The 4,977-nt window shown below is 63.5% G+C and carries 4 protein-coding genes; 3 read left to right on the top strand and 1 reads right to left on the bottom strand.

What is annotated here, in order from left to right:
• Positions 1 to 1,286, top strand: a 1,286-nt coding sequence (locus Q2941_RS50690; RefSeq protein WP_458197401.1) for an ethylbenzene dehydrogenase-related protein, incomplete at its 5' end; no start/stop codon positions are given.
• 146 nt (positions 1,287 to 1,432) lie between these two features.
• Positions 1,433 to 2,443, top strand: coding sequence for a 2Fe-2S iron-sulfur cluster-binding protein (locus tag Q2941_RS50695; protein ID WP_458197402.1), 1,011 nt, complete (start codon positions 1,433 to 1,435; stop codon positions 2,441 to 2,443).
• Positions 2,444 to 2,490: 47 nt separating this feature from the next.
• Here Q2941_RS50695 and Q2941_RS50700 read toward each other — a convergent pair whose 3' ends face one another.
• Positions 2,491 to 3,294 (bottom strand): substrate-binding domain-containing protein, encoded by an 804-nt coding sequence (locus Q2941_RS50700; RefSeq protein WP_458197403.1) that lies wholly within the window; start codon positions 3,292 to 3,294, stop codon positions 2,491 to 2,493.
• Positions 3,295 to 3,684: 390 nt separating this feature from the next.
• On the opposite strand from Q2941_RS50700, the gene Q2941_RS50705 reads away from it, so the two are divergent.
• Positions 3,685 to 4,977, top strand: a 1,293-nt coding sequence (locus Q2941_RS50705; RefSeq protein ID WP_458197404.1) for a HAMP domain-containing protein, incomplete at its 3' end; no start/stop codon positions are given.

The following is a 4,977-nucleotide window of genomic DNA, read 5'->3' on the forward strand; positions in this document are numbered from 1 at the left end:
TCGGCTATGGCGGCTGGTGGGCTTATCTCCATTCGACCGCCGCCTTCGTCGGGCTCGGCTATATCTTCGCGCATGTCGGCGCGCATTATCTCCATGGCGGCTGGCAGCAGATTTTCCGCCTGTTTCGGCCGACGCCGCTCGTGATCACGAAGGCCGTGCGGCCGAGGCCTCTTCTCGTCGCCGTTGTAATCGGAGTGGCAGTCGCATGCGGCGTCGCCGGGCTCGACTGGGCGACGCGCGATACGCTCGTCGTCGCGCGGGTGAGCGCCGCGCCCAAGCTCGACGGCGCCATGGGCGATCCCGCCTGGTCGCGCGCGTCCCCCGTCTTCATCCACACGCAGCAGGGTGCCAATCTCGGCGGATTGGGCGAATCGCTCGTGGAGGTGCGCGCCCTGCACGACGGGCAGAAGATCTATTTTGCCTTCCGCTGGGAGGATCCCACGCGCTCCCTGCGCCGCATTCCGATCGTCAAGCAAGAGGATGGCTGGCACGTCCTCGACGAGCATGCGGGCCTGCAAGACGCCGCCGACTTCTACGAGGATAAGCTGGCGGTCATTTTCTCGGATAATCCATCGCTCGGCGGCGCAGGCGCGACGGGTCTCGGCGCCAACCCGCTGCCCGGCAAACCGATGCCGATCAACGGCCGGGGCTTCCACTACACGATGGATGGCAGCTACATAGACATGTGGCAGTGGAAGGCGTCGCGCGGGGGCATGCTCGGGCGTGTCGACAGCCAATATATCGGCCCGCCCTACGCCCCGACCCTGGACGAACAGAATTACGATGCCCGCTACCAGGGCGGCTATTGGAACAAGCCTGGTCGCTCTCTTTATTCGTACAACTTCAAGTTCATCCACAGGAACGACAAGGGGCCCGTCACGGTTGTGCGGCTCCCCAAGGACTGGAGGGCGCAGGTCGCTGCCCTTGGCAAATTCGATCTTGATCCCGACAGCAACGACGACGAGAACGGCCGCTGGTACATGTTCGATTGGGAGAGCGAACCCTATACTCCAGAGGTCGACGCGAGAATTCCCGTTGGCACGATCCTGCCCGGCGTGATTATTGCTGGCGACAACGATGGAGAACGGGCCAATGTCACCGGAGTTTCAAAATGGAGCAACGGACATTGGACGCTCGAGCTGACGCGCAACATGAAAAGCGACGGCAGATATGACAAAGCCTTCGTGCCTGGCCACGATCTCTACATGTGGGTCGCCGTCTACGACCATGCACAGACGCGGCATGCGAGCCATAACCGCCCGGTGCGTGTCGTGTCGCAGAAATAGGCGTCTCATGGGCGCGACGTGCTCGACCGGAGGCCACTACGGCGCGGCGGCGTTGAAGCATGGCTTCGTCCTCCTCCGCGCATCGCATTCTGGCTCGGCGAGCAGCGGCCTGCTCGCCGAAATTCGCAGCGCCTAGAGGCCTCGCGATGAAGAGGCATTGTCGGCTCGTCATCAACGGCAAACTCGTCGAAGCCCGCACCGGCGAAAGCCTGATCGACGCGGCGCTCGGCGGCTCGATCCTCGTTCCACACGACTGCAGATCGGGACAATGTCAGAGCTGCCGGGTGACTGTTGTTTCGGGCTCGGTCGATGACGGCGGTTCGGGCCATGGCCGCACCGTGCTCGCCTGCCAGGCCGCTGTCGCAGGCGATGCGGAGATCGAATTCGAAGAATTGCCGCTACCGATGAAGCGGGCGGGCGCCGTCACCGAGATCAACGAGCTCTCGCCGGAGATCGCCGAAGTCGTGCTGACGATCTCAGCGCCGCTCGAGTTTCGGCCGGGCCAATATGTGCGCGTCAAGTTTTCCGGCTATCCTGCGCGCGAGTTCAGCCCGACCTTCAAGCTCGATGGTTCCTTCAAGCAAGTCGAACTCGTCTTCCACATCCGGCGCCTGGCTGACGGCACCGTGTCGGGGCAGCTCGGCAAAGCCATCAGGCCCGGCCATGCGGCGCATGTGCAAGGCCCCTTCGGACAAGCCTATCTACGACAGGGCCAGGGGCCGCTGGTGCTGGTCGCCGGCGGAGCAGGCTGGGCCCCGATCTGGGCGCTCGCCCGCTCGGCGCGCTCGACCCAGCGCAACCGCGAGATGGCGGTCGTGGCCGGCAGCCGGGATGCCGACAACCTCTATATGCTGCCCTCGTTGCAATGGCTGATCGACGACGGTGTCCGCGACGTCATTGCGACGACGGAGGTGGGGTCTACGCTGCCGATCAGGCCAGGGCGCCCATCGCACTACCTGCCCCTGCTCGGACTGGAGGATACGGTCTACGTCGCCGGCCCCGTTGGTCTCGTTGAGATCGTGAAGAACAAGGCGCGCTCGGCCAATGCGCAATGCTACGCCGATCCTTTCCTGCCAAGCTCTCAAACCCCATCGCTGATGGACAAGATCACCCGTCTATGGCGAAGCCGGGAGCAGCCTCCTCACACCGGTCTGTGAGCCGATGCCGAGTTCAGCAGCGCCGGCGGCCGTCGAGCCCCGGCGGCTCACGGCTTGATGGGCAGACTACCGAGGCTGGTGATGACGTCGGCCGCCTTCTGCGCATCGGCAAAGCGTAGAAAGGCCAAGGCGTCCGGATCCTGCAACGTGTTTAAATAGATCAGCGCCAGCACCACACTCGAGGGATAATCCGCGTCGGTCGGGTAGTGGCCGTCCACGCGAAGCACTGTGAGCCCCTGTTCCAACGGCCGCGAGAAGGGACCGAAGCCGATCGCGCCTCGAACATCGCGAACCGTCTCGATCGCTTCCTGTGTGGTCGTTGCCGTCTTCGATTTCTCGGTGATCTCGAGATCATGCCAGCCGGGCATGCTGGCCCGTAGCACGGTAAGAGTACTGTCCTGGTCCTCGCGCCGCACGACGCGGATGCGCATATCGGCGCCGCCCAGCTCCTTCCAATTCGCAAGGCGGCCCGAATAGATCGCAACGAGCTGATCGCTCGTGACGGCACTCACTCCACAGCCGGGATGGACGATGAAAGCCGAGGGCAGGCGGGCGATCGCCTTGTAGACGATGCCGGAAGCCGCTTCGGCGTCGGTCAGGCGGCGTGCGACGCGCCCTAAGATCGCCTTGCCGGACCCCACGGCCGCGATGCCTCCGCCAGAACCGATGCTCGGCGGGACCTCGACCTGTGCCGATCCTTCCTGCTGCATGAAGCTCGCGGCAATGGCGCGCAGGACATCGATGCCGTCTCCGGTCCCGACGATGTCGAGCCTGCGTGTTTCGGCGCTAGCGGGATTCGCCCCCGCAAGGCAGAGGCCCAAGAATGCCGCCAATATCCTCGAAAATGCCATTGCAAACCCCTTCGAGCCACGAGGTGCACAATCTGGCAAAGAAACCTAAACCATCTGTTGTCGCAACGCCGTGCCTTTTGGAATCATCGGTGTCACGGACAGAAAGTGAAAAGCATAAAATTTGATGGTTTCGAAAAACCGCTTGCTAATTAGCCGGCCACAAATAGGCGATAAATTGACGATTTTGGGTGGTTCACTAGCCTAAAGTCGGCGCCGTGGAAGACGCTCAGTTGGGGGCCTCAGTGACCGGCATTGACCGGCCCTCGCAAGTTCACGGTGCGGGCGGTGGTGGCGATTGACACGGATATGGCAAAGGGATCGAGGACGCCCCCCCGCTGGCGTCGTTGGGCCGTTCCGTCCGGGGTTCCGAGTTTTCCCTCGTCTATTGCCATGCGCCTTGTTGCCGTGGTGCTCGCAACGGGCGTCCTCGGGCTCGGCCTCATCGGGGGCATGACGGCGCTACGCCTGCAGCAGCAACTGAGGCAGCAGGCTGCGGCACTGGGTGACCTCTCGGAAGATCAGCTCGCTCATCGCCTCGACGGCGAGGCGCAGTTGGCGCGAGCGCGAATCGAGGTCCTAGGCGCGGAAACCGCATCTCGCCTGCGTCAGATCGCTGAGCGCGCCGATGTCGCCAAGGCGGTCGCCTCGAACAACGATGTGACTATCCGCGAGCTGCTCAGCATCGTTGCTTTGACCTCCGGCTTCGAAAGGTTGATCGCCTTCGACGAAACCGGTCGCGTGATCGGCGCCAACACGCCGCTCGACCTCCTCGCTCTGAACGGGGCGCTCGAGGGGACCGCCCTCTCTGTCAATCTCAGCGCGATCCTCAAGGACAATAGCCGCTCGCACCCGCAGGGTAAGGAAGGCACCTATGAGCTCAAATTGCGTGAATTGTCAGCGCTCGGCCTGCCGCAGCGTCACACCATCGCGCACACCGCGATCGAGCCCGTGTTCGACGACTTCGGCGACCTCATCGGCGCGCTTGTCGCCATCCGACCACTCGGGCGCACGGAGCGGACTCTCGAGAACTTCACTTCGCTAGCTAATGCCGGCGTGGTCATCATCACAGGTGACAACGAGATCGTGTCTTCCGCGGGGCCTCAAGGGGTGAGATTCAGCAGCGCCGGGACGCGTTCGGCCGGGCTGCAGCGCTCGGATGACGGCAACTACGTCGCGCGCTGTGTCGATTATGAGGCGACTCTCAAGGTGTGTACGTTCGCGAGCGCATCGCTCGTGACGACGACACGCGATCAAATGTTCCAGATCGGCGCAGCCCATACGCGTTCGCTGATGTGGCAGTTCCTGGCATCCGCGACGCTGGCGCTCGGGGCCTTGGTCGTCGCGCTATTGGCCGCCGTAAGGCACCTCACGAAAGGACTTTCGGCGCTCGCCAAGACCGCCCAGGAAATCGCGGGTGGCAATCTCGACGCTCCGTTCCGCGCAACGGGCATCGGCGAGGTCCGCAGCCTCGGCCTCGCTTTCGAGCGAATGCTGACGCATTTGCGGGCCAGCACTCGAAGAATTCGTCAGCTCGCTTTCTACGACACGGTGAGCCGCCTTCCCAATCGGGAGAAGATGCGCGCCGATGCGCCGGCGCTCATCGGCGCGGAAGAGGGCGGAGCGCTGTTCTTCCTCGACCTCGATGGCTTCAAATCCATCAACGACACTTTCGGGCACAAGGCT

The organism is Bradyrhizobium sp. UFLA05-153 (genome assembly GCF_054185185.1).

Excerpts from the sequence above, each read along its gene's own strand:
- Q2941_RS50695 (WP_458197402.1), top strand. The coding sequence starts at position 1,433 with ATGAAGAGGCATTGTCGGCTCGTCATCAACGGCAAACTCGTCGAAGCC.
- Q2941_RS50700 (WP_458197403.1), bottom strand. The coding sequence starts at position 3,294 with ATGGCATTTTCGAGGATATTGGCGGCATTCTTGGGCCTCTGCCTTGCG.